At 70.9% G+C, this 5,763-nt stretch carries 5 protein-coding genes and 1 pseudogene; all 6 read left to right on the top strand.

The window, feature by feature from the left end; genetic code table 11:
* A pseudogene (locus VGD70_RS20925) lies at positions 1–438 on the top strand (NADH-ubiquinone oxidoreductase-F iron-sulfur binding region domain-containing protein); the annotation flags it as partial.
* Complete coding sequence (locus VGD70_RS20930) at positions 439–2,949, top strand: NADH-quinone oxidoreductase subunit G (RefSeq protein WP_331083846.1); 2,511 nt, start codon at positions 439–441, stop codon at positions 2,947–2,949.
* On the top strand, positions 2,946–4,274 hold the full coding sequence (nuoH, locus tag VGD70_RS20935) for an NADH-quinone oxidoreductase subunit NuoH (RefSeq protein ID WP_331083847.1): 1,329 nt from the start codon (positions 2,946–2,948) through the stop codon (positions 4,272–4,274). Before VGD70_RS20930 ends, nuoH begins: the two co-directional genes overlap by 4 nt.
* Positions 4,261–4,809: an NADH-quinone oxidoreductase subunit NuoI gene (nuoI, locus tag VGD70_RS20940; protein ID WP_331083849.1), complete on the top strand. Its 549-nt coding sequence runs from the start codon at positions 4,261–4,263 to the stop codon at positions 4,807–4,809. The genes nuoH and nuoI overlap by 14 nt, the downstream gene beginning before the upstream one ends.
* Entirely contained in the window at positions 4,806–5,654 is an 849-nt protein-coding gene (locus VGD70_RS20945) for an NADH-quinone oxidoreductase subunit J (protein ID WP_331083851.1), read from the top strand. Before nuoI ends, VGD70_RS20945 begins: the two co-directional genes overlap by 4 nt.
* Positions 5,651–5,763: NADH-quinone oxidoreductase subunit K (locus VGD70_RS20950; protein ID WP_331083853.1), on the top strand; the 113-nt coding region annotated here is incomplete at its 3' end. The genes VGD70_RS20945 and VGD70_RS20950, both read left to right, overlap by 4 nt.

The following is a 5,763-nucleotide window of genomic DNA, read 5'->3' on the forward strand; positions in this document are numbered from 1 at the left end:
GGCTCGTCCACCCCGCTGTTCACCGCCGAGCACCTCGACGTCCCGCTGGACTTCGAGGGCGCGGCCGCAGCCGGCTCGATGCTCGGCACCACCGCGGTCATGGTGTTCAACGAGACCGTGTCGGTGCCGTGGGCCGTGATGTAGTGGACCGAGTTCTACGAGCACGAGTCCTGCGGCAAGTGCACCCCCTGCCGGGAGGGCACCTACTGGCTCGCCGGGATCCTGCAGCGGATGGTGGCCGGCAACGGCACCGAGCCCGACATCGAGACGCTGCTCGACATCTGCGACAACGTGCTCGGCCGCTCGTTCTGCGCGCTCGGCGATGGCGCGGTCAGCCCGATCACCAGTGGCATCAAGTACTTCCGGGACGAGTTCCTCGCCCTGTGTGACAAGAACAAGGCCGCCCCGGCCACCCCTGCGCTCGCGGGAGCTCACTAAATGACTGCGATCGAAGAGAAGCCCGATACGGCGCCCGTCCCCGAGGGGCACGTGCGGCTGACCATCGACGGGGTCGAGGTCATCGCGCCCAAGGGCGAGCTGCTGATCCGCGCCGCGGAGCGGCTGGGCACCGTCATCCCCCGGTTCTGCGACCACCCGCTGCTCGACCCGGCAGGCGCCTGCCGCCAGTGCCTGGTCGAGGTCGAGATGGGTGGCCGGCCGATGCCCAAGCCGCAGGCGTCCTGCACCATCACGGTCGCCGACGGCATGGTCGTCAAGACCCAGCGCACCTCGCCGGTGGCGGACAAGGCCCAGCAGGGTGTGATGGAGCTGCTGCTCATCAACCACCCACTGGACTGCCCGATCTGCGACAAGGGCGGCGAGTGCCCGCTGCAGAACCAGGCGCTCGCGCACGGCCGCGCGGACTCCCGGTTCGTCGAGAAGAAGCGCACGTTCCCCAAGCCGATCCCGGTGTCCACCCAGGTGCTGCTCGACCGCGAGCGCTGTGTGCTCTGCCAGCGCTGCACCCGGTTCTCCGACCAGATCGCCGGCGACCCGTTCATCGAGCTGCTCGAGCGCGGCGCGCACCAGCAGATCGGCATCGCGGAGAACAAGCCGTTCCAGAGCTACTTCTCCGGCAACACCATCCAGATCTGCCCGGTCGGCGCGCTCACCAGCGCCGCCTACCGGTTCCGCTCGCGGCCGTTCGACCTGGTGTCCACGCCGAGCATCTGCGAGCACTGCTCCTCGGGCTGCGCGGAGCGCACCGACTGGCGGCGCGGCAAGGTCATGCGCAAGCTCGCCGGCGAGGACCCCGAGGTCAACGAGGAGTGGATCTGCGACAAGGGCCGGTTCGCGTTCCGGTACCTCACCGCGGGCGACCGGATCACCCGGCCGATGGTGCGCGACGCCAAGACCGGTGAGCTCGTCGAGACCTCGTGGACCGACGCGCTGCGGGTCGCGGCCGAGGGCCTGGCCAAGGCCCGCGACGGCAAGGGCGTCGGCGTGCTGGCCGGCGGCCGGCTCACCGTCGAGGACGCCTACGCCTACGCCAAGTTCGCCCGGATCGCGTTGCGCACCAACGACGTCGACTTCCGGGCCCGGGCCCACTCGGCCGAGGAGCTCGACTTCCTCGCGTCCACTGTGGTCGGCACGACGCCGGAGACCGGGGTGACCTTCGGCGCGATCGAGTCCGCGCCGGCGGTGCTGTGCGTGGCGCTCGAGCCGGAGGAGGAGGCGCCGATCGTCTTCCTGCGGCTACGCAAGGCCGCCCGCAAGCGCGGCACCCAGGTGTTCCACATCGGACAGTGGACGAGCCCGGCGGTCACGAAGACCATCCGCCCCTACGGCGTGGACAAGCCCCTCGCCGGGTCGCTCCTCGCCTGCCCGCCCGGTGGCGAGGCCGCCGCGGTCGAGGGCCTGCCGAGCCACGCGCCGGACGTCATCGAGGCACTCGGCGGCGCGGGCGCGGTCATCCTGGTCGGCGAGCGTGCCGCGCAGGTGCCGGGCCTGTTCACCGCGGTGGTGAAGCTGGCCGAGACCACCGGCGCGCGGATCGCCTGGATCCCGCGCCGGGCCGGCGAGCGGGGCGCGCTGGACGCCGGCGCCGTGCCGACGCTGCTGCCCGGCGGCCGGCTGGTCAGCGACGCGACCGCGCGCCTCGAGGTCGAGCGGGTGTGGGGACTGGAGGCCGGCACGCTGCCCGGCCGTCCCGGCCGCGACACCGGCGCGATCATCGCCGCCGCGGCCGCGGGCCAGCTCGACGGCCTGGTGGTCGGCGGCGTCCAGACCGACGACCTGCCCGACCCGGTGCTCGCCGAGGAGGCGCTGGACGACGTCGGCTTCGTCGTCAGCCTGGAGCTGCGGGCCAGCGCGGTCACCGCGCGCGCCGACGTGGTGCTCCCGGTCGCGCCCTCGGTCGAGAAGGCCGGCAGCTACCTCAACTGGGAGGGCCGCCGCCGCGAGTTCGGCACCACCATCGAGTCGCCCGGCTCTCTGTCGGACTGCCGGGTGCTCGACACGCTCGGCGTCGAGATGGACGTCGACCTGTTCACCCAGACCCCGCAGGCGGCCGCCGCGGACCTCGCCCGGCTGCCCGCGGTGCTGCGCTCGGCCGCGCCGCCCGTCGCGGTCGCGGCGCAGGCGCCCACCCTCGAGGACGGCCAGGCACTGCTCGCCACCTGGCGCCAGCTGCTGGACAACGGCTCGCTGCAGTCCGACGAGCCGCACCTGGCGGGCACCGCGCGGGCCACCGTCGCCCGGCTCTCCGCCGGGACCGCGGCGCGCCTGGGCCTGAACGGCAACCCGGCGGTCACCGTCAAGACCGAGCGCGGTTCGATCACCCTGCCGGTCGAGCACGCGGACCTGCCGGACGGAGTCGTCTGGCTGCCCGCGAACTCCGGCCCGGCCACCACCCGGCGCACGCTCGGCGCCGGGCACGGGGACGTCGTGTCGGTCACCACGGAGAACCTGCTGACAGGCGCGACCACTGATGGAGGCGAGTCAGCGTGACCAGGGCCCAACTTCTCGCCGACGACCCGCTCTGGCTGATCCTGATCAAGGTCGTGGTCCTGCTCCTCATCGGGCCGGTCATGACCATCTTCCTGATCGTCTGGGAGCGCAAGGCGATCGGCCGGATGCAGCAGCGCCCCGGCCCGAACCGGGTCGGTCCCGGCGGCTACCTCCAGTCCGTCGCGGACGCGATCAAGCTGCCGTTCAAGGAGCAGATCATCCCGGCCGGCGCGGACCGGAAGGTCTACTTCCTCGCGCCGATCATCGTCGTGATCCCGGCGATCCTGGCGTTCTCGGTGATCCCGTTCGGGCCCGAGGTGTCGATCTTCGGTGAGCGCACGGTCCTGCAGCTGATCGACCTGCCGGTCGGTGTGCTGGTGGTTCTGGCCTGCTCCTCGATCGGCATCTACGGCATCGTGCTGGCCGGCTGGTCCTCCGGCTCGCCCTACCCGCTGCTCGGCGGCCTGCGCTCGGCCGCGCAGATGATCTCCTACGAGATCGCGATGGGCCTCTCGATCGTCAGCGTGGTGCTCTACGCGCAGTCGCTGTCCACAGGGGACATCGTCGCGGCACAGCGCAGCGGCTGGTACTTCTACCTGCTGATCCCGAGCTTCCTGATCTTCCTGATCTCCATGGTCGGCGAGACCAACCGCGCCCCGTTCGACCTGCCGGAGGCCGAGTCGGAGCTGGTCGGCGGGTTCCACACCGAGTACAGCTCGATGAAGTTCGCGCTGTTCTTTCTCGCCGAGTACGTGAACATGGTCGTCGTCTGCTCGATGGCCACCACGCTGTTCCTCGGCGGGTACATGGCGCCCTGGCCGATCTCGCTGATCAACGACAACTACTTCAACACCGGCTGGTGGCCGATCCTCTGGTTCTTCGCCAAGACGTTCCTGCTGCTGTTCGCGTTCATCTGGGTGCGCGCGACGCTGCCCCGGTTCCGCTACGACCAGTTCATGCGGATCGGCTGGAAGGTCCTGGTCCCCGCCAACCTGGTGTGGATCGTGCTGATCGCCGGCATGCGCACGCTCCGCGGCGAGTCCGAGGTCTCCACCGGCCAGATCCTCACCTACGCCGGCATCGTCCTGATCATCGTGGTCGCGCTGGGCTTCGTGTTCGACCGCGGCGGCCGGGTCGAGGACGACGGCGACCAGGTGCCGATCACCGGTGGCGGCTACCCGGTCCCGCCGCTGGACCTGGAGATACCGAAGCCGCCGAGACGCAAGGCGGTTCGCGGCCGGGCGGGACGGCGCAGGCCGGCCACCGTCGGTGGCGGCGGCACGGACACCGACGCCGAGAAGGAGTCGAACGATGGGGATCTTTGATCCGTTCAAGGGCTTCGGCGTCACCTTCTCGACCATGTTCAAGAAGGTCGTCACCGAGGAGTACCCGGAGGCGGGCGCGCCCGCCGCGCCGCGCTACCACGGTCGCCACCAGCTCAACCGGCACCCGGACGGGCTGGAGAAGTGCGTCGGCTGCGAGCTGTGCGCCTGGGCGTGCCCGGCCGACGCGATCTTCGTGGAGGGCGCGGACAACACCGAGGAGGCCCGCTACTCGCCCGGTGAGCGCTACGGCGCGGACTACCAGATCAACTACCTGCGGTGCATCGGCTGCGGCCTGTGCGTCGAGGCCTGCCCCACCCGCTCGCTCACGATGATCAACGAGTACGAGCTGGCCAACGACAACCGGCAGGACCTGATCTACACCAAGGAGGACCTGCTCGCCCCGCTGCTGAAGGGCATGGAGCAGCCGCCGCACCCGATGCGGCTCGGCGACACCGAGCAGGACTACTACGTCGACGCGCCGCGCCTCGCCCGCAAGTGGGGCTACCCCGACCCGGTGAAGGGGGAGGTCAAGTGAGCACCGCCGTCGTACTCGCGCAGGGCGTCGCGAACCAGCTGTCCACCGGCGAGTCCATCTCGTTCTGGGTGCTCGGCCCGCTGGCGCTGCTCGGCGCGCTCGGCATGATCTTCGCGAAGAACGCGGTGCACTCGGCGTTGTTCCTGGTGCTCACGATGCTGAGCCTCGGCGTCATGTACATGGTCCAGCAGGCGCCGTTCCTCGGTTTCGTGCAGATCATCGTCTACACCGGCGCGATCATGATGCTGTTCCTGTTCGTGCTGATGCTGGTCGGCCGCGACTCCTCGGACTCGGTGGTCGAGGTCCTGCGCGGGCAGCGGTTCGCCGCCACCGTGCTCGGCATCGGCCTCGCCGCGCTGGTGGTCGCCGCGGTGGCCCGCTCGCTCACCGACGTCACCCCGGTCGGGTTGCAGGGCCAGGACGCCAACGGCGGCAACGGGAACGTCGAGAACATCGGCCGGTCGATCTTCACCGACTGGCTGTTCCCCTTCGAGCTCACCTCGGCGCTGCTGATCACCGCCGCGGTCGGCGCGATGGTGCTCGGCTACGTCGACCGGCACACCCGCGGCCGCAAGACCCAGCGCGAGCTGGTCGAGATGCGCTTCCGCGGCGAGCACGACCGCCCGTCGCCGCTGCCCGGCCCGGGGGTGTTCGCCACGTCCAGCTCGGTGGCCACCCCGGCCCTGCTGCCGGACGGCTCGGTCGCGCCGGAGTCGCTGTCCCGGCTCATCGACTCGGCCGCGGCCGAGGAGTTCGACGCCGAGCGCAAGGCCGTCGCCGGCAACGCGCCCACCGCCGAGCGCCGCGCGCTGAATCCGACCACCCGGGAAGGGGAGTCATCGTGACCCCGACCGTCTACCTGCTGCTCTCCGCGCTGCTGTTCACCATCGGCGCGGTCGGGGTCCTGGTGCGGCGCAACGCCATCGTGGTGTTCATGTGCATCGAGCTGATGCT

The sequence above is a fragment of the Actinophytocola sp. genome (assembly GCF_036402745.1).
Classification (GTDB): Bacteria; Actinomycetota; Actinomycetes; order Mycobacteriales; family Pseudonocardiaceae; genus Actinophytocola.